Annotated in this window: 1 pseudogene; it reads right to left on the reverse strand. The window is 57.3% G+C overall.

The features are described from left to right. Positions 1 to 246: pseudogene (locus QP413_RS10125) on the reverse strand (thiamine pyrophosphate-binding protein); the annotation flags it as partial.

Genomic DNA, 246 nt, shown 5'->3' on the forward strand with positions numbered 1-246 from the left:
TTGTAATGTCGCCCGGCAGAACCAGCACGGAAACACCGTGGCCAGTCATGGTCGACTGGATAGCGTGATGCAAAACGACGCCACCCTGCTCAGCGGAGTTGACCATCTCGCAGTAACCGGAGCACTCGTTGAAGATAAACTCCGGATGGGTCTCCTGGAAGAAATTCGAGCCAATCTGGCGAGAAGGAATGTGCGATGCCAGCGCCAGCACCTTTGCGCCGTTGCGGTGGGAGTCATAGAGGCCCT

This window comes from Corynebacterium sp. UMB4614 (assembly GCF_030217065.1).
GTDB lineage: Bacteria > Actinomycetota > Actinomycetes > Mycobacteriales > Mycobacteriaceae > Corynebacterium.